Below are 22,455 nucleotides of genomic sequence, written 5' to 3' on the forward strand. Positions count from 1 at the left end.
CAGCGGCGCAGGAGGCCGGCGACGTCCTCGGCGCCAACGGCATCATGATGGACGCCTTCTACTCCGACGTCCGCACCGACCTCGCCGCGTGGCGCGAGTCCCGCGGACTCGCGGCCGACCCGATCGCCGCATTCAAGGCATCCGGTTACCAGGAGAAGATCTGCGCAGACCGCGTCGGCGGCACCCAGGCCGGCTGGGGCGCCTAGACCACCCTCCCCGCCGCAACAGTCAGGGCCCGACACCCCGCACCGCCCGTGCTTGCCCCCGCTCGTCCTTTGCCCTCTAGCTCCTCTCCCAGCCCCTGGAAAGCAGATCATGACCACCAATCCCACGGCCGCGGCGCTCGTCGCCCGCTCCAACCGCCTCGGCGCGAACCCCAAGAACACGAACTACGCCGGGGGCAACACCTCCGCCAAGGGCACCGAGATCGACCCCGTCACCGGCACCACCGTCGAGCTGCTCTGGGTCAAGGGCTCCGGCGGAGACCTCGGCACCCTCACCGAGTCCGGCCTCGCCGTGCTCCGCCTCGACCGGCTGCGCGCGATGGTGGATGTCTACCCCGGCCTTGACCGCGAGGATGAGATGGTCGGTGCCCTCGACTACGCCCTGCACGGGCGCGGCGGCGCCGTCCCCTCGATCGACACGGCGATGCACGGACTGGTCGACGCGGCCCACGTCGACCACCTGCACCCGGACGCCGGCATCGCGATCGCGACGGCCGTCGACGGGGAAGAACTCACCGACTCGATCTTCGGCCACCGGGTGATCTGGGTGCCCTGGCGCCGCCCCGGCTTCCAGCTCGGCCTCGACATCGCCGCGATCAAGGACGCCCACCCCGGCGCGATCGGCGCGATCCTCGGCGGCCACGGCATCACCGCCTGGGGTGACACGAGCGAGGAGGCCGAGGCGAACTCGCTCTGGATCATCGAGACCGCCACCTCCTACATCGAGGAGCACTCCAAGCCGGAGCCCTTCGGCGCCCCGCTCGAGGGCTTCGGTGCGCTGTCGGCGGCCGAGCGCCGGGCCAAGGCTGCCGCGCTTGCGCCGACCCTCCGCGGCCTCGTCTCCACCGACAGCGCCAAGGTCGGCCACTTCACCGACGAGCCCGAGGTCCTCGACTTCCTCGCCAGCGTCGAACACCCGAGGCTCGCCGGCCTCGGCACGAGCTGCCCCGACCACTTCCTGCGCACCAAGGTCACGCCGCTCCTGCTCGACCTCCCGGCGGACGCCTCGGTCGAGGCGTCCCTCGCCCGGCTCCACGAACTCCACGAGCAGTACCGCCTCGACTACCAGGCCTACTACGACCGGCACGCGACCCCGGAGTCGCCCGCCATCCGCGGTGCCGACCCGCTCATCGTGCTGATCCCGGGCGTCGGCATGTTCAGTTACGGCGCGAACAAGCAGACCGCGCGCGTCGCCGGCGAGTTCTACATCAACGCCATCCACGTGATGCGGGGAGCCGAGGGGCTCTCCCGCTACTCCCCGATCGACGAGGCCGAGAAGTTCGCCATCGAATACTGGGCGCTCGAAGAGGCCAAGCTCCAGCGGATGCCGAAGCCCAAGCCGCTCGCCGGACGCATCGCGCTCGTGACCGGCGCGGCAAGCGGCATCGGCAAGGCGATCGCCACCCGGCTCGCGGCCGAGGGCGCCTGCGTCGTGATCGCCGACCTCGAACTGGCCAAGGCGCAGGAGGCCGCGGCGGCGATCGGCGGCACGGATATCGCGATCGGCGTTCAGGCGAACGTCACGGACGAGAACCAGGTTCAGGCCGGCATCGACGCCGCCGTGCTCGCCTTCGGCGGCCTCGACCTCGTCGTGAACAACGCCGGGCTCTCGCTCTCCAAGTCCCTGCTCGAGACCACGGTCGCCGACTGGGACCTGCAGCACAACGTGATGGCGAAGGGTTCCTTCCTCGTCTCCCGCGCCGCGGCCCGGGTGCTGATCGACCAGAAGCTCGGCGGCGACATCATCTACATCTCGAGCAAGAACTCGGTCTTCGCGGGCCCGAACAACATCGCGTACTCGGCGACGAAGGCCGACCAGGCCCACCAGGTGCGCCTGCTGGCCGCCGAACTCGGCGAGTACGGCGTCAAGGTCAACGGCATCAACCCCGACGGTGTCGTGCGCGGCTCCGGCATCTTCGCCGGCGGCTGGGGAGCCAAGCGAGCCGCGGTCTACGGCGTCGATGAGCAGGACCTCGGCAAGTACTACTCTCAGCGCACCCTGCTCAAGCGCGAGGTGCTTCCCGAGAACGTCGCCAACGCGGTCTTCGTGCTGTGCACGAGCGACCTCAGCCACACCACCGGGCTGCACATCCCGGTCGACGCCGGCGTCGCCGCCGCCTTCCTGCGATGAGCGGGGGCATCCGCTCGCGCACGACAGGGCTCCCGGCTTCCCCCGGGCGAGCGGATGCCGCCACGCGTCCCGATCCCGGCGGTCGCCGGTCCGGTCGAGAGTTGCCGTTCTACCGGGCGCTCTCGACCGGAACGGCGACTCTCGCGGGGGTGCCATCGTGGTGAGCAGCGCGGGGACCGTCGCCGCGATCGACCTCGGCGCGTCGAGCGGGCGGGTCATGCTCGGGCACGTCGGCCACAACGAGCTGCGACTCCGGCCGGTCGCCCGGTTCCCGAACCTGCCGGTGCGCACGATCGACGGACTGCACTGGGACATCCTCGACCTCTACCGCAACGTCCTCGCCGGCCTGCACTCCGCCGTGCGGGAGGAACCCGGGCTGCGGAGCGCCGCCGTGGACTCCTGGGCGGTTGACTATGCGCTCCTTTCCGGGCAGCGGATGCTCGGCAACCCGTTCCACTACCGGGACGAGCGCACCGCTGCGGGAGTCGAGTCGACCCACGCCCTGGTGCCGCACGCCGAGCTCTACGCCGGGAACGGGCTCCAGTTCCTGCCGTTCAACACGCTGTACCAGCTGGCCGCCGAACGGCAGGCCGGCGGCCTCGACGGCGCGGACACGATGCTGCTGATTCCCGACCTGCTCGGCTTCTGGCTGACCGGGGAGCGCGTCGCCGAGCGCACCAACGCGTCGACGACCGGGCTGCTCACGGTGTTGACAGGGCACGGGCACGGCCACGGTTCCGGTCACGGGGAGTGGGACGATGCGCTCATCGCACGCCTCGGCTTGCCGCGCTCGATCTTCCCGGGGCTGGTCGATCCGGGGTCCCGGATCGGGTCTCTGCTGCCGGAGGTGGCTCACGAAATCGGAGCCGTCTCGCGACTGGATCTCGTCGCCGTCGGGTCGCACGACACGGCATCCGCTGTCGTCGCCGTGCCGATGCGGGACGAGAACGCCGCATACATCTCGTCGGGGACCTGGTCGCTCGTCGGCGTCGAGCTGAATTCCCCGGTGCTCACCGAGGAAAGCCGGGCCGCGAACTTCACCAACGAGGGCGGCGTCGACGGGCGGGTGCGCTACCTGCGCAACGTGATGGGACTCTGGCTGCTGAGCGAGTCGATGCGCAGCTGGGACCTCGAGGGCGTCGCGTTCGAGCTGCCGTTCCTGCTCGCCCAGGCTGCGCAGGTGACCGGGCCGGTCACGGTCTTCGACGTCGACGACCCGGCCTTCCTCGCGCCGGGGGACATGCCCGCGCGGATCCGCGAGCACTGTGCCGCACACGGACTCGCGGTGCCGGCGACCCCCGTCGACCTCGTGCGCAGCATCATCGAGAGCCTCGCAACGAAGTACGCCAGCACCCTCCGCGCGGCGAGCGAACTCTCGGGCACGAGCATCCGCACGGTGCACATCGTCGGCGGCGGCTCGCAGAACGAGCTGCTCTGCCAGCTGACGGCGAACCTCACCGGCCTGCCCGTGCTCGCGGGACCCGTCGAGGCGACCGCGATCGGGAACGTGCTGATCCAGGCGCGGGCGCAGGGCCTCGCCCACGGCAGCCTCGAGGCCCTCCGGACGCTCGTCGCCCAGGCATACTCGCCCCGCCACTACGAACCCCACGCCTGACCTCACCCCGCCATTCGCCGCCCCGCCCCGCCCCGCAGGCCCCGCTCACCCCTGCCGCGAGAGTACGAATTGGGCCCATAAACGAGTGGTTTAAGGGCCCAATTCGTACTCTCGCGGAGAGAGGGACCGGGGGGGGGTGAAGTCAGGTCGCGGCTACGACGCCGGTGACGAGGAGGCCGGCGATCACGAGGCCGAGCGCGACCCGGTACCCGATGAACACCGCGATGCTGTGCTTCGCGACGAGCCGCAGCAGCCACGCGATCGTGGCATAGGCGACGAGGAAACTGACGACGGTCGCGACGATCGTGGGCACCCAGCCGACGGAGGCCGAGATGTCGCTCGCCGAGGAGAGGCCCTCATAGGCGCCCGCAGCGGTCAGTGCCGGGATGGCGAGGAAGAAGGACAGCCGGGTCGCGGCGACCCGGTCGAGGTTGCGGAACAGGCCGGCGCTGATGGTCGCCCCGGAGCGGGACACCCCGGGGATCAGTGCGACACACTGCATGACGCCGATCACGAGCGCGTCCTTGAGGGTCGTCGATTCCTCCGGGCGGTTGCGCTTGCCGACACGCTCGGCGATGAACATCACGACACTCCAGCCGATCAGCCCGGCAACGACGACCCACAGGTTGCGCAATGGCCCCCCGATCAGGCCCTTTCCGAGAAAGCCGACGATGCCGATCGGCACCGAACCGGCGATGACGTACCAGGCGAAGCGGTAGTCGTGCGCGAGTCGCGCCTCCCGGTGGAAGAGGCCCTGCCACCATGCAACGGCCAGGCGGATGATGTCGGCCCGGAAATACAGGATCACCGCGACGATCGCCCCGAACTGGATGATCGCGGTGAACGCGGTCACCCCCGGGTCGTCGAGCTTCAGCCCCAGGAGCTTCTCGGTGAGGGTGAGGTGTCCCGTGCTCGAGACCGGGAGGAATTCGGTGATTCCCTCGACGATGCCGAGGATCAGCGCTTGGATCAGGTTCATGCTGGTGCCTTTGCGTGGAGTGCGAACAGGAAATCGGCGCCGGGCGGCGGTGGACGGGCCGAAGACCTCGTGCAGCAGAAGGTTAGGCCGCCGAACCTGCCCGCCGCCTGACCGGCACGCCCGCCACCCGGGTTGACCTGCACCGTTTACACGGGCGGCACGCGGGCACTGCGTACGATTGCCCCATGCCCACCGTCGGAGTCTGCGAAGACGACCCCCTCATCCGCCGGGTGCTCGCCGAGGCCCTCGGCGGCGCCGGCTACAGCCTGCTGCTCGCGCACACCGGCGCGGAGGCGGTCGTTCTGTTCGGCCCTGGACAGCCCGTCGACGTGATCGTGCTCGACATCGGCCTGCCCGACTCCGACGGTCGCGACGTCTGCCAGGCCCTCCGGGCCGCCGGGCAGCTCGCACCCGTGCTCTTCCTCACTGCGCGAACCGGCGTGCAGGACATCGTCACCGGCTTCCATGCCGGAGGGGACGACTACCTCGGAAAGCCGTTCGCGCTCGCCGAGGTGCTCGTGCGGGTCGGCGCCCTGGCTCGCCGGGGCAGGCCGGAGCCGTACCGGCAGCCGTCGGGCCTTCGCCTCGACCCCCAGCGGTTCACCGTGGCCAGGGCCGACCTCGAGATCGCCGTCACACCGACAGAGTTCCGGATGCTCGCGGCCCTGCTCGCCCGCCCTGGCGAGGTCGTCCGCCGGCGCGACCTGGTCGCGGCCGCGTGGCCGCACGGCGCCATCGTCGCCGAGAACACCGTCGATTCCTATGTACGCAGGCTGCGCCGCAAGCTCGAATTGCTCGACGGCGACGGCGACCGTGAGGGCGACCGCGACCGTGAAGGCGGCGACCGCGACCGTGAAGGCGGCGACCGCGGTGACCACGGCGGCGGTGCCGCTGCGCTCGCCGGGCCAGGGGCGGATGCCGCCCGCGAGTCTCCGGCGTCGCGACGGATCGAGACCGTGCGCGGCGTCGGGTACGCCCTCCGATGACCGGGACCAGGGACTCGTCCGGGCGCCGCCTGGGACGATTGCGGCTGCCGGTCCTGCCGCGCGTGAGCTCGCTGCGCCGCCGCCTCGTCTTCGCCACGGCGCTGCTCACGACCGTCGGCATGGCGGCACTGCTCTCCCTGACCGTCGCCGTGTTGACGCACGTCGTGAGCGAGGACATCGACGGCCTCCTCGTTGAGCGCGCGGCATCCGCGCTCGCGACCGTCGTGCGCCAGGGTGACGGCATCGCGGTCACCCGGAACGCGGCCGGCGGCCTCGGGGACGTCACCTGGATCTACGACGCGTCCGGCCGGCTGGTCAGCGGGACCGCGACCGGGACGGACTCGACGCCGACCGGCGGGGAACCGGACCCGGCGCCGGTCGCGGGACCGTCCGAACTCACGGCCGGGCTCGCGGCGCTGAGCTCGGTCACCGAGCCGACGGAGCGCGAGAGCGGCGGCTGGAGACTGCGCGCGGTGCCCATCGTCCTGCCGGGCGAGACGGAATGGATCGGCGTCGCCGTGGTCGGCCTGTCCCTCGCGCCGTACCAGCGTACCGAGACACGTACCCTGCTCGTGGGCATCGGCCTCGCCGTTCTCGTCGTGCTCGGAGTCAGCGGGATGGCGGCCTGGACCGTGCGGCGCGCGTTGCGCCCCGTCGAGGTGATGGCCAGGCGGGCGTCCGCATGGAGCGCGGATGACCTCACCGGGCGGTTCGACCTCGGCGAGCCCCACGACGAACTCACCCGCCTCGGCCAGGTGCTCGACGGCCTGCTCGCGCGGGTGTCGCGCACGATCATCGCGGAGCAGCGCCTGACCGCGGAACTCGCCCATGAACTCCGCAGCCCACTGACGGTGATCCGGGCTGAGGCGGAGCTCGCGGGACTCGATCCGACGCTCTCGCCGGCGCAAGCGGAGCGGTTCGGCCGAATCGGCGCATCCGTCGATCAGCTCACCGAGGTGATCGGCACCCTGCTCTCGGTGTCCCGCGGCCAGGTGAACCGGGATGAGCGGGCGCCGGTCGACGCCGTGCTGCGCGCTGCTGTCGAGGCAGCGGCCGGGGCTTCGGCCGGGGCGCCGGCCGACGCGGTGCCGGAGATCGTCGTCGCCCCCGCGCCCGGTCTCGCGCTCGGGGTTCCGCAGGCCGTCGCGCTGCGTGCCCTCGCGCCGCTGCTCGAGAACGCCGTGCGGTACGGCCGGACGCGGGTCACTGTCACGGCGGTCGCGCAGGGCGGTTCGATCCGGATCAGCGTGACCGACGACGGGCCGGGAATCGGAGACCTCGTCCCGGAGCTACTGTTCACGCCCGGATACCGGGCGGCAGAGAGCCCCGGTGCCGGCCTCGGCCTGGCGCTCGCGCGCAGGGTTGCGGTCGCCGCGGGCGGCACGGTGGAAGCCGTCCCCGGCGATCGTCACGGCAGGTTCGTGCTGGTCCTCCCCGCTGTCCCCGCGGAAGAGGCGGGCCTCGCGCCGGCAGACTAAAGCGCGTTCCGGGCATCCGGGAGTGCTGTCCCGGCCTTCTTTTGCGCCGGCATCGTCGCCACGGCAGCGTCCCGCCCCGGTTCCTTCCGCCAGGAACGGGCCACGCACCCCACGGACTTCCCACGGATTTCCCTCGTTTTTCCCTCGGATTTGCCCCGGATCAGCGCAGCCTCACCCGATCCGGCCACTTCCGGTGCAGGAGGCCGCCGAGTTGCACGGATGTTCAGCCATGACAAATACCTGATTGAGTGCTATTTCGCTGGCTTGGTTCCGCGGCGGGCGTAGTCACCTCCCGAGACGGATGCCGACGACTTGCCGCATCGGGCACCGGTTGCGATCCCTCGTCGTACGTCATACGTTTTCAACAGATCAACGAACTGCCGCCTTCGACGCAGACGCTGGTCAGCACCAGAAACGAACCGGTCAACGGCCGCCCGAGGCCTCACCAGAGTTCGATGCCCTCCGTGGTCCGGATCACTGATCGTCCCGAAAGCTCGGTGGTCCGAACCCGCGGTTTCCTCCCGTGCCCGCCGGCCCGCACGCCGTCGACTGGCGCCGTCGGCGCCGCCGTCGCCCTGTGGGACAGCGACTCCTGGCACACGGAGCGACGCTCGCCGTGCCGTCCGCCGAGCGACACCCGCGCACTGGGGTGGGGACCCGCCGAGGGTCGTGAGGTACTCTGCTGGTTCAGCACGCGCAGGCCGCAGGCGCGGGCCGTCTGGCCGCCCGGCCTGGCGCGCGGGCCGCAACGAGCCACCGGCAGCAATCAAGGGAGATTGATGACCTCGACCGAACCGACCGCCGTCAACGAACGTCCCGCCGACGAGCTCTCCGCGGCAGACCGCGCGGCCCTCGACACGCTCGTCTCCGGCCTCGCCGCGGGCGTTGCCCGCTGGGCGGACATGCCCCTGGCCGCGCGCTCCGCATTGCTCGCTGCCGTCGCCGCAACGGTCGCGGCCCAGGCCGAGCGCTGGGTTCGGGTCGCGGCCCTCGCCAAGGGGCTCGACCAGGACTCCCCGCTCGTCGGCGAGGAGTGGCTGTCCGGTCCCTACGTCGTGCTGACAAACCTCGCGACCCTGCAGAACTCGATCACCGCCCTCGATCGCGGTGAGAGCCCGCTCCGGGCCACCCGCTTCGGGCGCGCCCCCGGTGGCCGGATCACCGTCCCCGTGCTCCCGGGCACTCCCTTCGAGGCGCTCCTGCTGCACGGGTTCTCCGCTGAGGCCTGGCTCAGGCCGGGCGTGACCGAGGAGGAGGCGCGCTCGCGCGCCGGGCTCGGCCAGCGGCATCCGTCACGCACCGGGGGAGTCGGTCTCGTGCTGGGAGCCGGCAACATCACGTCGATCCCGCCGCTCGACGTGCTCTACGAGCTGATCGCGCACAACCGGGTCTCGGTGCTCAAACTCAATCCCGTGCTCGACGCCCTCTCTCCGGTCTACACGGATGCCTTCGCCCCCCTCATCGAGGCGGGACTGCTCTCGATCGTCTCGGGCGGCGCGGCGGTCGGAGGCTACCTCGCCCACCACGAGGGCGTAAGCCACGTGCACATCACCGGAAGTGCGGCGACCCACGATGTCGTCGTCTTCGGCCCGGGCGCAGAGGGCCGCGCCCGGCGCGCCGCCGGCACCCCGCTGCTGCAGAAGGCCATCACGAGCGAGCTCGGCGGGGTCGCGCCGATCATCGTCCTCCCCGGGAAATGGAGTCGACGGGACGTGATCTTCCAGGCCGAGCACGTGGCCACCCAGCGCCTGCACAACGGCGGCTACAACTGCATCGCCGGGCAGGTGGTCGTGCTCAGCCGCGACTGGCCGCAGAAGGCGGAATTCCTCGCGGCGCTCCGGGCGGCCCTGGCCGCGGCACCCGCACGGCCGCCCTGGTACCCGGGCAGCGACGCCCGGGTACACGCCGCGCTCGCCGCCTACCCCGAGGCCACCCGGCTCGGCCCGGACGGCGGTCGTCTGCTGATCGAGGCGGGCACGGCAGACCCAGCCGCGCTCATCGGCGTCGAGGCCTTCGCTCCCGTGCTCGGCGTCATCGAACTCGACGGGACCGGACAGGCCTTCCTCGACGCCGCGGTCACCGCGGCAAACGAGGACTTCCTCGGCACCCTCGGCGCGAACATCCTCGGCACCCCGGCCACGATCCGCCGGCTCGGCACGGGGTTCACCGCTGCGCTCGAGCGCCTGCGCTACGGCACGATCGCCGTCAACGCCTGGACAGGCGTGGGGTTCCTCACCGCGGCAGCGCCGTGGGGGGCCTTCCCCGGCCACTCGCTCACCGACGTGCAGAGCGGCATCGGCGTTGTGCACAACGCGCTCCTGCTCGCCGACACCGAACGCACCATCGTCCGCGGTCCGTTCCGGCCCTTCCCCCGTTCGGTCTGGCACGGCGAATTCGCGCTCTTCCCGAAGCCGCCGTGGTTCGTCAGCGCGCGGAGCGCGCCGAAGACCAGCCGACTCCTGACCGAATTCGTCAGCCGGCCGTCCTGGTGGAAGACGCCCGCGATCCTCCTTTCGGCCTTCCGGGCATGACTCTCGACCGGGTATATGCCTGGCTTCGATATGCCTGAGTCGCTCCATGCCAGTCCCGACATATACCTGCCCAGTACCCTGCCCCGCTCGCACACCGTATCGAAGGAGATACCGATGATCATCGCCAGCACGCACCCCGACGTCGAGATCCCCGACCTCAGCGTCTACGACTACCTGTTCGGCTCGATCACCGAGGAGGACAGGGACCGCACCGCCATGATCGACGCGGCCACCGGCCTGTCGACGAGCTACCGCGAGCTCCTTGCCGGCATCGACGCCGTTGCCGGCGCCCTCTTTGCCCGGGGAATCGGCCTCGGAGACGTCGTCGCCCTGCACGCCCCGAACTCGACAGCCTTCGCGATCATGTTCCACGGCATCCTCCGTGCCGGCGCGACCGCGACGACCATCAACTCCCTCTACGGCGCCGCCGAGATCGCCTCCCAGCTGCGCGACTCGCAGGCAAGGCTGCTCTTCACCGTCACACCGTTCCTGCCCCAGGCGAGCGAGGCGGCCACGCTCGCCGGCCTGGCGGCGGATGCCGTGGCCCTGCTCGATCACGACGGCTCGCGACTGTCCCTCGCCGACCTCATCCTGGAGGGTCACCCCGCGCCGGTCGTGGTGTTCGACCCGGCAACCCACGTCGCCGTGCTGCCCTATTCCTCCGGAACCACCGGCAGGCCGAAGGGTGTCATCCTCACCCACCGCAACCTCGTGGCCAACGTCGCCCAGGCGATTCCGGTGCTCGAGGGCACCCCGGACGACCGCGTTCTCGCCGTCCTGCCGTTCTTCCACATCTACGGGATGACGGTGCTGCTCAACATCGCCCTCGCGGCCCGCGCGACGGTCATCACGATGGCCCGCTTCGAGCTCCCGGAATTCCTCCGGCTGATCCAGGACTACCGGGCCACCTACGTGTTCATCGCGCCGCCGATCGCCGTGGCCCTTGCGAAGCATCCGCTCGTGGACGACTACGACCTGTCGAGCCTGCGGACCCTGTTCTCCGGCGCCGCGCCGCTCGACGCCTCGCTCGCCCACGCCGTCGCCGACCGCCTCGGCTGCCAGGTGCGCCAGGGCTACGGCATGAGTGAGCTGAGCCCGATCTCGCACGCGATGCCCCGGGGCCGCGATGACATCCCGCACGGCGTCGTCGGCCTCGCCCTCCCGAACATCGAGTGCAAGCTCGTCGACCCGGAGACCGGGCTCGCCATCGCGCTTCCCGATGTCGGGGTGAGCGAACCGGGCGAACTGCTCGTGCGCGGCCCGAACGTGATGCTCGGCTACCTCGGCAACGAGCAGGCGACCCGGGAGATCCTCGAAGATGACGGCTTCCTGCACACCGGCGACATCGCGACCGTGAGCGCTGAGGGATACGTGACGATCATCGACCGCCTCAAGGAGCTGATCAAGTACAAGGGCTACCAGGTCGCGCCCGCCGAACTCGAGGCCCTGCTGCTCAGCCACCCCGCGATCGCGGACGCCGCGGTCGTCGGAGCAGTGGATGCCGACGGCCAGGAGGTGCCGAAGGCCTTCGTCGTCGTGCTTCCCGGCCACGTGCTCACGCCGGAGGAGGTGATGACCTTCGTCGCCGAGCGGGTGGCGCCGCACAAGAAGGTGCGGCAGGTGGCGTTCATCGACGTCATTCCCAAGTCCACGTCCGGCAAGATCCTGCGGAAGGACCTGCGCGCGCTCGCCCCCACGCCGTGAGCGGATGCGGCGTGCTGGGAGTTCGCCCAGCGCGCCCGGATTGCCTGCCCGCGGCCGTGCGAGCCGTGCCGGACGGACGTAGGATCTGACTATGAATCGCGACACTCAGGGGTCGTTCTCATGACTCCCCGAAACTTCACGAAGTGGCTTCCGGCCATCGTCATCCCCGCCGTCATCGCCGTCGGCGCGCTCGCCGTCCCCCTCACCGCGGGGGCGGCCGTAGACCTGCCAGACAAGACGCCTGCGCAGGTGCTCGCGCTCGTCGGCACCAGCACCGTCGACGCGCTCTCCGGAACCATCGAACAGACCTCGGAGCTCGGCCTGCCCGAGTTGCCGACGACCGGGCCGACCGCGAGCGGGAACGCCGGCGCCGCCTCCGCGCTCGAACTCCTGACCGGCTCGCACACCGGGCGGGTCTACCTCAACGGGCCGGACAACATCCGCCTGCAGGTGCTCGACAACCTCGCCGAACGCGACCTCGTGGGCAACGGCAGTGACGTCTGGCTCTACAACTCGAAGGACAACTCTGCAGCGCACGTGACCCTGCCGGCGAAGGACGCCGCGGACACGGACGCGACCACCCACGGCGGCATGGCCACGCCGGAGGAGGTCGCTGCGAAGTTCCTCGCCGCGGTCGACCCGAGCACGACGGTATCGGTCGGCACGGACGGCAGCGTCGCGGGTCGGAGCGTCTACGACCTCGTGCTCACCCCGAAGACCACCGGAACCCTCGTCGGAACGGTGTCGATCTCGGTCGACTCCGAGACCGGGCTGCCGCTCGCCGTCGAGGTCACCGCCCGCGGGCAGGAGAAGCCGGCGTTCCGGCTCGCTTTCACCGAGCTCTCACTGGGGGCACCGGATGCCTCCCTCTTCACGTTCTCGCCGCCCGCCGGCGCGAGCGTGACCGAGCAGGCCCTCCCGGACACCACGAGCCTCGACAAGAAGGATGCCGCGGACCACGCGACCATGAAGGCCGAGGCGGAGAAGTTCCTCGCCGGCGTAACGATCTCCGGGACCGGCTGGGACGCCGTCGTCGAACTCCCGGCCGGATCCGTTCCCGCCGAACTGTCCTCCTCGCCGCTCCTCGCCCAGCTGACGACCGCCGTGACCGGCGGGCGCGTGATCTCGACCGCCCTCGTGAGCGTGCTGCTCACCGATGACGGGCGGGTCTTCGCCGGCGCCGTTCCGAGTGAGCGTCTCCAGGCCGCCGCCGTGGGAGGGTGAGCCCCGCCATCGCATCCGTCGAACTGGCCATCGAAACCCACGGTCTCACCAAACAGTTCGGCCGCCAGGCCGCCGTCGCGGGCATCGACCTCGCCGTGCCCACGGGCTCCGTCTTCGGCTTCCTCGGACCCAACGGCTCTGGCAAGACGACGACCATCCGCATGCTCCTCGGCCTCGCGAGCGCGACGAGCGGGGAGATCAGCCTGCTCGGCCGGTCGATGCCCGGGTCGCTGCGCTCGGTGCTCCCGCGCGTCGGCGCCCTCGTCGAGGGGCCCGCGTTCTATCCGTTCCTCTCCGGCACCGCCAACCTGCGTCGGCTCGATACCGCGGATCCGGGCGCGTCAGCGGCCACCCGCGCCGCACGGGTGCAGCACGCCCTCGAGCGCGTCGGCCTGACCCATGCGGCAGGCAAGAAGGTGCACGCGTACTCGCTCGGCATGAAGCAGCGGCTCGGCATCGCCAACGCGCTCTTGATGCCGCGCGAGCTGCTCGTGCTCGACGAACCCACCAACGGGCTCGACCCCCAGGGCACCCGCGAGGTGCGCAGCCTCGTGCGCTCGCTCGCCGCGGAGGGCACGACCGTTTTCGTGTCGAGCCATCTGCTCGCCGAGGTCGAGCAGATGTGCAGCCACGTCGCCGTGATGCGCGCGGGCACCCTCGTGGCCCAGGGCACCCTCGACGAGCTCCGCGGCGCCGGCGAGGCCCACGCGCGCCTCGACACGCCGGACCCCGTGGCGGCCAGGCAGGTGCTCGAACGGCTGGGGCTCACTCCCGTGACGCTCGTATCGGCTGCGGGAGCTCCCGGTCACCTGAGCGCCGCCCTGACCGCTGCCGCACCGGCGCCGGAAGACATCGTCGCTGCCCTCGTCGCCGCCGGAGTGCGCGTGCGCGGCTTCACCGTCGCGGCCGCAAGCCTCGAAGAACGTTTTGTCGCACTCACCGGGGAGGGCTTCGATGTCGCCCAGTGATCCCAGGGAACCGGCAGTGACCGGGCCGGCCGTGACCGGGCCAGACTCGACAGGGCCGGCCGCATCGGTACCGGAGCCGACAGGGCACGCGGCGATCGCGACCGCCGTCGCCAGGCCGCGCGGGGCATCCGGTGCCGCGCTCCTCGGCTCCGAACTCACCGTGCTCTTCCGCCGCCGCCGCACCTGGGCGATGCTCGCTGCGCTCGCCGCGATCCCGGTGCTCATCGCCATCGCCGTGCGGCTGACCAGCAGCCCTGTCACGCCGGGACGCGGCCCGGCCTTCCTCGACCGGATCACCCAGAACGGTCTCTTCGTCGCGATCACCGCCCTGATCGTGTCGATCCCGCTTTTCCTGCCGCTGACCGTCGGGGTCGTCGCCGGCGACACCGTGGCGGGCGAGGCGAACCTCGGCACCCTGCGCTACCTGCTCGTGGCCCCGGCCGGGCGGGTACGCCTGCTGCTGGTCAAGTACGCGGGCGCCGCGGCCTTCTGCGTCGCCGCGACACTGACCGTCGCGGTCTCCGGCGCCCTGATCGGCGCGGCCCTGTTCCCGGTCGGCCCGGTCACCCTGCTCTCCGGTGACACCATCGGGGTCGGCGAGTCCGTGCTTCGTTCGCTCCTCATCGCGGCATACGTCACGGTGTCCCTGCTCGGCCTTTCGGCGATCGGGCTGTTCATCTCTACCCTGACCGAGGTGCCCGTCGGGGCCATGGCCGCGACGATCGTGCTCTCGGTGACCGCCCAGGTGCTCGACGCGCTCCCGCAACTGGACTGGCTGCATCCGTGGCTGTTCAGCCACTACTGGCTCGACTTCGCCGACCTGTTGCGGCAGCCGATCGACTGGACGTCGTTCGGGGCCAATGCGCTGCTTCAGGGTGGCTATATCCTCGTGTTCGGGGCACTCGCCTACGGCCGATTCGTGACCAAGGACATCCTCTCGTGACCCACTCGTATCCCCTGTACGTTCCCGTGCTCGCCCAGTGCTTCTGCTGCCGGTCGCTGCAGCCCTTCACCTTCGGTTCGGCGAGCGACCAGGTGGTCTGCGCGCTGTGCCTGCACCACCTCGGCGCCGAGAAGGCAGAGCGGCGCGACGCCGAGCACATCGAGCTCTGGCTCGGCCAGTTCGCCGAGCAGCAGGACAAGCACCGGCGGTTCGCCGAGAAGGCGCAGGCGAGTGACACCGAGAAGGACGCCGCCATCGCCCGGCTGACCGGCCAGGTCGACGACCTCCGCCGGATCGCGGCGCGTGATTTCGAGCATGCGCCGGGCACGGAACTCCGCGGCATCCTCGAGACCGACCTCGTCAAGCGCGCCGAGCGGCGGGCCGAGCTCGCCCAGCACCAGATCGACTGGGCGATGGCCGTGCTCTGGCGCCTCGGAACGCTGCACCACGCCGACGAGGCGACGCCGCGGCTCTGCTCCTGCGGCCGCCAGGTCACGGCCTGCGCCGAGCTGCGCGCGCTCGAGCCGCAGCACCAGGCCGTGCGCGATTGGCAGACGAAGAACCTGCGGATGCTGCACGCCGGCAAGCGCCACGGCCTCCCCGCCGACCACCCCGGCGTTGTGCACTCGTCCTGACCCGAACGGCTCTAGCCTGTAGGCATGCATATTCTGATCAACGTCCTGCACATCGTCGCCGCCGTCTTCATCGTCGGACCGATGGCCATCCTCCCGATGACCGCCATGCGCTCCATCCGGGCCGGGCAGGCGGGTCCCGTCGCGACCCTCGCGAAGTCGGTCAATATCTTCACGTTGCTTTCGATCGTGGTCGCGTTCTTCGGTTTCGGGGCGCTCGGCCTCAAGGAGGCCGACGACGCCTGGACCTTCGGATCGACCTGGGTGTGGCTGTCCCTCGTGCTCTACGTGATCGCGCTCGCGATCAACCTGTTCCTCGTCGTGCCGGCGCTCAAGGCCGCAGCAGAGTCGCTCGCGACGGATGCCGCAGGCGCCAAGGCCGCCGGCTACCCGCGGATCGCCGCAGGCTCCGGTGTCGCAAGCCTGCTGCTCGTGGCGGTCGTCGTGCTGATGGTCTGGAAGCCCTAGCACCGGCATCCGCTGGCTGAAAAACGGAAAAAGCACCCTCCCGCGCGGAGGGTGCTTTTTCCGTAACTGAGCGGAACGATCGGGCCAGGTCAGCCCAGGTCGCCGACGGAGACGAGGCCGTCGTGGCGACGGCCGTCGAAGATGATCGTCGGGATCTTCACGGTGTGGATGCTCTCCTCGACCGTCTTCTTGTTGGCCGCGATGACCTGCGTGACCTGGTCGGATGCCGCGACCTGGCCGACGTGGTCGGCCTGTGCCTGGCTGAGCCCGAACTCGAGCTCCCAGCCCTGGAGAAGCGCACTCGCGTCCGCGGACTCCATGCTGTTGATCGAGACCTGCCAGGAGACCCCGGCGTCGTTCTTCTCGGTGTAGATGCGCTTCAGGATCTCCCAGTCGACCGGGGTCGTGGCGCCCTCGAGCGGGTTCAGGCGCAGGGCCTCGAGCTGCTCGGTGACGAGGAGGGAGTTCTTGAACTTGTAGCCGGTCGCCGACTGGATCGGGTATGCGATGTAGCTGAGGTTCTGCTTCTCGCCGAATCCGGCCTTCTCGATGTTGTTGAAGAGCTGCAGGCAGTATGTGCAGCCGGGGTCGATGACCTCGAGCGCGGTCTTCTTGCTCGCGTCGTAGGGGTTCAGGTAGGTCGCGTCCGCGGGCAGGTAGGCCGTGGCGTCCCAGTTCTGCATCCGGCTCGGGATGGCGGAGAAGGTCTCGCCGAGGCTCGCGAATTCGTTGCCGAAGGCGCCGACCACGTCCCACGCGGCGAGGGAATCGCCGAAGCCCGGGGTCTGGTCCGGAATGGAGCATGCCTCGGCGCCGAGGCTGCACGACGCTGAGTCCTGCTTGTTGCAGGTTCCGTAGACGTAGAGGTTGACGCCGCTCTTGACGACCTCGTACCCGCTCCAGATGGTCGTCAGGATGATCAGGACGGCGACGACCTCGAGGCCGATGCTCGCGGGCTTGACCAGGCCGGGCCTGCGCGCGGCGATCGGGGCGAGCATGTGGTCCTTCATGTCCTGCTTGAAGGTGGTGTCACACGGGCGGAAGGTGATTCGGCGGAACGTACAGTTCCACGCCTTCGCGAGGTACTTGCGATAACGGGCCGAGATGGCCGCCATGAACAGGAGAACGATGAATGCTGCGATGCAGAACACTTAGGAAAGGCCTTTCAGGAGGCGGGCGAGGGCGTCGTGTGCGCGGTCGATGTCCGCCGAAGTGGAGTGGAGTCCGAGGGAGAAGCGCAGGAGCGGGGGAAGCCCGAGCCGTTCCTTGAGCTCGTGGTGGGCGCAGAAGTAGCCGCTGCGCACCATGATCTGCTGCTGGGAGAGGAACACCGCGAGTCGGTGCGAATCCTGCTTCGGGGCGTAGACGCTGATGACCGGGCTCGCGGCGTGATTGAGCACGACGAGGCCGGGGATCGCGCTGAGGCCGTCGAACAGGCGGCCGGAGAGGCTCGCGATGTGTTCGTGCGGTGCCAGGCCGCCTGGGCGGACGTGTCCGAGCCAGTCGAGCGCGCGGCCGAGCGCGATGATCTCGCCCCAGGCCTGCAGGCCGGGTTCGAGGAGTGCGCCGGGGTCGTCCGTGACGAGGTCGAAGGAGTCTGCGCGGACATCCGTCACCATGCCGCCGCCGACGAAACTGATCTCGAGGGAGCGCAGCAGCTCGATCCGGGTCACGACGACGCCGAGGCTCGCCCCGTACATCTTGTGCGCCGAGAAGCAGATGGCGTCGGCATCGGTCCCTCGGAGCAGCGTGTGCTCGTGGGCCATGGCCTGGGCGGCGTCGAGGATGACGATGCCGCCGCGGGCGTGGGTGTCGCGGACGAGGTCCGCGAGGTTCGTCAGGGTGCCGCCGTCGATGTTCGAGGCGGCGTTCACGACGACGACGGCGCGTTCGAGCTGCGCGGGGTCGTAGACGAGGGCGCCGTCTGGGGCCCTGTCGAGCACGAGCCTCGGCAGGCCGAGGCGTTTCGCGACGGTCATCGTCGGCAGGAAGACCGAGTTGTGTTCAGCGTGGCTCGTCACGACCCGGCCGAAACGGCCCTGGGGGAGCTGCTGCAGCAGCAGGTTGATGCCGTAGGTCGTGTTGAGGGTGAACGAGACCGCATGGCTGCGCGCCGAGAGGCCGAGCCTGGCGAGTACGGCGGTCCGCGTTGCCGCGACCTCCTCGTCGACCCGCTTGCCCCACGCGTACTTGACCCGGCCGCCGCAGGCGTTGTAGCTCGTGTAGTACTCGTTCACGGCGTCGATCACCGGCTGCGGGCGCAGGCTCTGGCAGGCGGCGTCGAGGTAGACCTCTCGGGACCCGAGGTAGCCGAAGTCGGCGAGGCGGCCCGCCGCAGCGGAACCGGTCGGAGCGGTCGGAGCGGCAGGGGCCGCGCCCCTGCCGAAGAGTCCGGCGCGTTTCACGACGCCGTCCCCGTCCGGTCCAGGATCGTCGGGCAGGAAGATGTGCACATGTTCAGTAGTCCATTCAGGTCACAGGGTCGAAATCCGCGGGTGCCGGTGAAAACGGCAGGGGAACGCATCCGTTCGGCGGGAGGGCCGGAGAAGCGCGGGAGCGGGATTCGACCTAAATGCGGCTGACGGAAAGCAGCGTGAGGCTCGGGCGGTGCAGGTGCAGCGCGATGGTGCGGAAGGTGCCGACCACGAAACCGCCGGCCGCGAACAGGAGTCCGAGGGCCGACGGGCCGCCCGCGATCAGCAGGAGGCTGCCGAGGACGAGGAATACAGAACAGGACATCGCGGCCATGGCGCCGCCGCCGAGGGAGTTGCCCTCGAAGCACAGCACGCGCTGGCCGACGGATGCCGCGATCGTGCGGGCCATCCCGGTCGCCGCCGTTGCGGTCACGGCGACGGAAGCGGAGAGCGCGACGGCCTGCGCGAGTGTGCCGGAGAGGACGGTCCCGGAGACGACGGTGCCGGAGACGACGGTGCCGGAGAAGGCGCTGGATGCCGACCCGGAGGTGGTCGCGGAGGTGGACATCGCCATCGGGCTGACCGCTGCGGGCACGTTCACGTCCTGGCCGTCGGCGCCGGCGTGGGCGAAGAGCACGCAGGCGAGGACCGCGATGAGGGCGAGGGCCGCGAGGATCGCGGTACGGAGACCAGCGGTGCGGGGAGCACCGTGAGGGTGCAACGAGGCGGAGAAGCCTGCCAGCCTCATCTCGTCTCCCACTGCCGGCATCCGGTCGAAGCGGATGCGATGAATCGCTCCGTCCGAAGCGACACACGCATACCGTACCGGAATCCGGGGTGAATAACCTGACAAACGTGGCCCGCACGCACAAACGACCCCCGGCTGAGCGGGGGTCGTTTGCGTGGAGACGTAGCGCGGTCGGCGCAAGCCCGTTAGGGCCTGGCCTTCTGGGCCACCGCGGCGACCGGGTGCACGGACGACTGTCCGGGGGCGGGAGCTCCGAGGCTCGACGATCCGGGACGCGGGGTCAGGCCGAGGCGTCGCACGATCTCCGCGGCTTCCGCGGCGGGTGCACGCCCCGCATCGATCGTGATGGCGCGTTCGTCGTCGCCGGGCGCCTCGAGGGTCGCGACCTGGGAGTCGAGAAGCGACACCGGCATGTAGTGGTCCTGCCGGGTGGCGAGGCGTCGCAGGATCAGCTCCGTCGGCAGGGTCAGGTGCACGAAGATCACGTTGTGCTCGCGAAGCACGTCGCGGTACTTGCGCTTGAGCGCGGAGCACGTGATGATCCCGGGCACGCCGGCCATGGTGTGCTCGATGATCCAGGAGGAGATCGTCTCGAGCCAGGGCGCCCGGTCGTCGTCGTCGAGCGGATGCCCTGCCGACATCTTGTCGATGTTCTCCTGCGGGTGCAGGTCGTCGCCCTCCTCCAGGTCCCAGCCGAGCTGGCCGGCGAGGAGCCCGGCGACCGTGGACTTTCCGGAGCCGGAGACGCCCATGATGACAAGAACGGGCTGCTGATCCTCGAAGAGCTGTTCGGTGTCGCTCATGCTAGATCACGATGTTCAGGAGGAGCACGCCGGCGAGGCCCGTCACGGAGATGAGGCACTCCATGATCGTCCAGGTCTTCAGGGTCTGCCCGACGGTGGTGCCGAGGTATTCCTTCACGAGCCAGAATCCGGCGTCGTTGACGTGCGAGAGGAACAGTGAACCGGCGCCGATGGCGAGAACCATCAGCGAGACATCCGTTGCGCCGAGGGTCGCCGCGACCGGGGCGAGGATGCCGGCTGCGGTCACGGTTGCAACCGTGGCAGAACCCGTAGCGACGCGGATGAGCGCGGCGACGAACCAGGCCAGGAGAAGAATCGAGACGCTGCTGCCTGCGACGGCGTTCGCGATTACGGTTCCGATCCCGGTGTCGATCAGGACCTGCTTGAAGCCGCCGCCGGCGCCGACGATGAGCAGGATGCCGGCGATCGGGGGCAGGGAGTTCGAGAGCGATGTGGAGACTGCTGCACGGGTCATGCCGCCGCCACGGGCGAAGAAGATCATCGCGTAGATCACGGCGAGGCCAAGGGCGATCATCGGGGTGCCGAGGAAGTCGAGCGCGGCGTTCAGCGGCGCGGTCGACCCGGGCGCGAGGGCATCGGCGATCGAGCGGGCGAGCATCAGCACGACGGGCAGCAGGATGCCGCACAGGGTCACGAAGAAGCTCGGGCGCTTGGTGTGGGTCACTTCACCGGTGTCGGCTGTGGTGAGGAACAGCGCGGGTACGGGCACGTCGACCCAGCGGGCCGCGAACTTGCTGAAGACCGGGCCGGCGATGATGACGGTCGGGATGGCGATGAGCACGCCGATCGCGAGGGTCAGGCCGAGGTTGGCGCCCAGGGTCGTCACGGCGACGAGGGGCCCGGGGTGCGGTGGCACGAGGCCGTGCATGACCGAGAGGCCTGCGAGGGCCGGGATCGCGATACGGATCAGGGAGAGTCCGCTGCGGCGGGCGACGAGGATGATCACGGGGATCAGCAGCACGAGGCCGACCTCGAAGAACATCGGCAGGCCGATCAGGCCGCCGATGAGCGCCATCACCCAGGGCAGGGTTCGGGTCGTCGACCGGCTCACGAGGGAGTCGACGATCCGGTCGGCTCCGCCGGAGTCGGCGAGCAGCTTTCCGAACATGGCGCCGAAGCCGACGAGGATGCCGACGCTCGCCATCGTCCCGCCGAAGCCGGTGCTGAAGCTCGTCACGGCGGCGCTCGGGGCGAGTCCCGCGCCGACGCCGACGCCGACGGCGCCGATCGCGAGGGCGAGGAACGGGTGCACGCGCAACCAGGTGATGAGGGTGATGATGACGGCGATGCCGACGACGGCCGCGATGATCAGCTGGGCGTCACCGCTGGCCGGTTTGATCGGGTCGGCCGCGTGTACGACCAACTGGACCGCCGACTGTGTGGCCGTCTGAACCGCAAGGGCGAGATTCATCTCAGATTCCATTCCGAGGCCGCGTCCCTGCGACCCCATCGTCAAAAAATTAGCAATAGTCTGATAAATCAGATAATTGAGTGTTGCACAGGATGTGCGCGCGCGCCACCCCCCGAATCGCGTCGACGCCCGCGTGGTGGGTACGATCTCGGTGGGGCCCCCGAGGCCTCCCGGCTACGCCAATGGAAAGAAGTGCAGATGCAGAGCGGCACCGTCACGGATTCCCTGCGTGTGGGCGGCCTGCACGCACGGGTGGTGAATGCCGTCGGCCAGTCGATCGTGGATGCGCGCTACGCACCCGGCGACATCCTGAACCTCGACGAACTCAGTGAGACCTTCGCGGTCTCCCGGTCGGTCCTGCGTGAGGCGATGCGGGTACTGCAGTCACTGGGAATGATCGAGCCGCGGCAGCGTGTCGGAACCCAGGTACTGGCCCGAACCTCCTGGGAACTGATGAACCCGCAGATCATCGTCTGGCGTGGCCGCGGTCCCGAATACTTCACCCAGATGCGCGAGATGCTTGAAATGCGCCTCGGAATCGAGCCCGTCGCCGCACGGCTGAGTGCGCATGCCATGACGGACGAGCAACTCGCGGGGGTCAAGGCGGCCGCGAACGCAATGGTCATCGCCGACCGCGACGGTGACGGTCGCGGCTTCCTCGAGGCCGACATCGACTTCCACACCCTGATCCTGCGCGGCTCCGGAAATGCCGTGATGGGGCACTTCGCGAGCACCGTTGCCGCACTGCTCCGTACCCGCGAAGAGGAGAAACGGTTCACGATCACCTCGTACACGCCGCCGTCGGCGCACCGCCACCACGAGCTCGCGCACGCGCTCGCCGTGCGCGACGGGGAGGCCGCCTACCGCTGGTCGTTCGCCACGATCGAGGCGACACTCGCCGAGTTCATGGCGGAGTCTCCCCGTCAGGCCTGACGCAGCGGCTCCCCATCAGATTCCTGATCACCGAGAGTTTCCACAGACCTGAGCCATGCTCAGAGAATGTCGGTGGTGGGTCGTAACGTGAGGGCATGACCAACCTCCCGGAGTCGCCCGCTTCGCCCGATCGGCCGCATGGCGGTGCGTCTCCCAGTACGCCCGTCACCGTGCTGGTGCCGGATGCTGTCGCGGCCTTGGGAAGGTCATCAGCTGACTACGACGCGCTCAGCGACGAGCAG

Annotated in this window: 18 protein-coding genes and 1 pseudogene; 13 read left to right on the forward strand and 6 right to left on the reverse strand. The window is 70.0% G+C overall.

Annotated features, from left to right (window positions below):
- The 3 genes and pseudogenes from E3O46_RS16030 to E3O46_RS16040 form a co-directional block, all read left to right on the forward strand.
- Positions 1-206, forward strand: a pseudogene (locus E3O46_RS16030) (L-rhamnose isomerase); the annotation flags it as partial.
- Positions 207-315: 109 nt separating this feature from the next.
- The gene (locus E3O46_RS16035) at positions 316-2,355 is read left to right on the forward strand and encodes a bifunctional aldolase/short-chain dehydrogenase (RefSeq protein WP_134562070.1); all 2,040 of its coding nucleotides are present in this window, start codon (positions 316-318) and stop codon (positions 2,353-2,355) included.
- 157 nt (positions 2,356-2,512) lie between these two features.
- Positions 2,513-3,970: a rhamnulokinase gene (locus E3O46_RS16040; protein WP_420897752.1), complete on the forward strand. Its 1,458-nt coding sequence runs from the start codon at positions 2,513-2,515 to the stop codon at positions 3,968-3,970.
- Between the two features lie 142 nt (positions 3,971-4,112).
- Here E3O46_RS16040 and E3O46_RS16045 read toward each other — a convergent pair whose 3' ends face one another.
- Positions 4,113-4,949, reverse strand: coding sequence for an undecaprenyl-diphosphate phosphatase (locus tag E3O46_RS16045; protein ID WP_134449257.1), 837 nt, complete (start codon positions 4,947-4,949; stop codon positions 4,113-4,115).
- Between the two features lie 185 nt (positions 4,950-5,134).
- Between E3O46_RS16045 and E3O46_RS16050 the strand changes: the two genes are divergently transcribed.
- The 9 genes from E3O46_RS16050 to E3O46_RS16090 all read left to right on the forward strand — a co-directional run bounded on the left by E3O46_RS16050 (position 5,135) and on the right by E3O46_RS16090 (position 15,883).
- Positions 5,135-5,935: a winged helix-turn-helix transcriptional regulator gene (locus E3O46_RS16050; protein WP_134562071.1), complete on the forward strand. Its 801-nt coding sequence runs from the start codon at positions 5,135-5,137 to the stop codon at positions 5,933-5,935.
- Positions 5,932-7,413, forward strand: a complete 1,482-nt coding sequence (locus tag E3O46_RS16055; RefSeq protein WP_134562072.1) for a sensor histidine kinase — start codon at positions 5,932-5,934, stop codon at positions 7,411-7,413. The genes E3O46_RS16050 and E3O46_RS16055 overlap by 4 nt, the downstream gene beginning before the upstream one ends.
- A 779-nt stretch (positions 7,414-8,192) precedes the next feature.
- Complete coding sequence (locus E3O46_RS16060) at positions 8,193-9,944, forward strand: aldehyde dehydrogenase family protein (RefSeq protein WP_134562073.1); 1,752 nt, start codon at positions 8,193-8,195, stop codon at positions 9,942-9,944.
- 117 nt (positions 9,945-10,061) lie between these two features.
- Positions 10,062-11,648, forward strand: coding sequence for an AMP-binding protein (locus E3O46_RS16065; protein ID WP_198413730.1), 1,587 nt, complete (start codon positions 10,062-10,064; stop codon positions 11,646-11,648).
- A 120-nt stretch (positions 11,649-11,768) separates the two neighbouring features.
- Positions 11,769-12,872, forward strand: a complete 1,104-nt coding sequence (locus E3O46_RS16070) for a LolA family protein (RefSeq protein ID WP_134562075.1) — start codon at positions 11,769-11,771, stop codon at positions 12,870-12,872.
- Positions 12,869-13,840, forward strand: a complete 972-nt coding sequence (locus E3O46_RS16075) for an ABC transporter ATP-binding protein (protein ID WP_241987445.1) — start codon at positions 12,869-12,871, stop codon at positions 13,838-13,840. Before E3O46_RS16070 ends, E3O46_RS16075 begins: the two co-directional genes overlap by 4 nt.
- 16 nt (positions 13,841-13,856) lie before the next feature.
- The gene (locus E3O46_RS16080; RefSeq protein WP_420897754.1) at positions 13,857-14,783 is read left to right on the forward strand and encodes an ABC transporter permease; all 927 of its coding nucleotides are present in this window, start codon (positions 13,857-13,859) and stop codon (positions 14,781-14,783) included.
- Positions 14,780-15,418 (forward strand): hypothetical protein, encoded by a 639-nt coding sequence (locus E3O46_RS16085; RefSeq protein ID WP_134562076.1) that lies wholly within the window; start codon positions 14,780-14,782, stop codon positions 15,416-15,418. The genes E3O46_RS16080 and E3O46_RS16085 overlap by 4 nt, the downstream gene beginning before the upstream one ends.
- A gap of 24 nt (positions 15,419-15,442) precedes the next feature.
- Positions 15,443-15,883: a DUF2269 family protein gene (locus E3O46_RS16090; protein WP_134449250.1), complete on the forward strand. Its 441-nt coding sequence runs from the start codon at positions 15,443-15,445 to the stop codon at positions 15,881-15,883.
- An 89-nt stretch (positions 15,884-15,972) separates the two neighbouring features.
- Here the strand turns inward: E3O46_RS16090 and E3O46_RS16095 are convergent, their stop codons facing one another.
- From E3O46_RS16095 to E3O46_RS16115, 5 genes are all read right to left on the reverse strand, one after another.
- Positions 15,973-17,034: a hypothetical protein gene (locus E3O46_RS16095; RefSeq protein WP_134558573.1), complete on the reverse strand. Its 1,062-nt coding sequence runs from the start codon at positions 17,032-17,034 to the stop codon at positions 15,973-15,975.
- A complete protein-coding gene (locus tag E3O46_RS16100) occupies positions 17,035-18,336 on the reverse strand; it encodes an aminotransferase class V-fold PLP-dependent enzyme (RefSeq protein WP_134562077.1) in 1,302 nt (433 codons plus the stop codon). It lies immediately after the preceding gene.
- Positions 18,337-18,451: 115 nt separating this feature from the next.
- Positions 18,452-19,045 (reverse strand): hypothetical protein, encoded by a 594-nt coding sequence (locus tag E3O46_RS16105; RefSeq protein WP_134562078.1) that lies wholly within the window; start codon positions 19,043-19,045, stop codon positions 18,452-18,454.
- Positions 19,046-19,230: 185 nt separating this feature from the next.
- The gene (locus tag E3O46_RS16110) at positions 19,231-19,848 is read right to left on the reverse strand and encodes a gluconokinase (RefSeq protein ID WP_134562079.1); all 618 of its coding nucleotides are present in this window, start codon (positions 19,846-19,848) and stop codon (positions 19,231-19,233) included.
- Position 19,849: 1 nt separating this feature from the next.
- Complete coding sequence (locus tag E3O46_RS16115; protein ID WP_134449245.1) at positions 19,850-21,280, reverse strand: GntP family permease; 1,431 nt, start codon at positions 21,278-21,280, stop codon at positions 19,850-19,852.
- 198 nt (positions 21,281-21,478) lie between these two features.
- Between E3O46_RS16115 and E3O46_RS16120 the strand changes: the two genes are divergently transcribed.
- A complete protein-coding gene (locus E3O46_RS16120; RefSeq protein WP_134449244.1) occupies positions 21,479-22,213 on the forward strand; it encodes a FadR/GntR family transcriptional regulator in 735 nt (244 codons plus the stop codon).
- Positions 22,214-22,455: the final 242 nt, after the last annotated feature.

It is taken from the genome of Cryobacterium glucosi (assembly GCF_004402235.1).
Classification (GTDB): domain Bacteria; phylum Actinomycetota; class Actinomycetes; order Actinomycetales; family Microbacteriaceae; genus Cryobacterium; species Cryobacterium glucosi.